General features: G+C 47.9%; 1 protein-coding gene. It reads right to left on the reverse strand.

What is annotated here, in order from left to right:
- The coding region (locus WA407_RS26650) for a transposase (RefSeq protein WP_336078751.1) at window positions 1–211 on the reverse strand (211 nt) is incomplete at both ends.

Below are 211 nucleotides of genomic sequence, written 5' to 3' on the forward strand. Positions count from 1 at the left end.
CCCAGCCCCAGGAACCAGCGATAAGCCAGGTTCGTCTGAATTTCACGCTCGAGTTGCCGTTCTGAGCGAATGCCATAGAAATAGCCGAGAAAGATCATTTTAAACAACACGGTAGGATCAATGGCAGGACGCCCGTTGTCCGCACAATACAGCGGGCTTACCTTCTCATGAATAAAGGAGAAGTCTATATATGTATCCACTTTACGAAGCA

The sequence above is a fragment of the Paenibacillus sp. 203 genome (assembly GCF_037027525.1).
Classification (GTDB): domain Bacteria; phylum Bacillota; class Bacilli; order Paenibacillales; family Paenibacillaceae; genus Paenibacillus; species Paenibacillus polymyxa_B.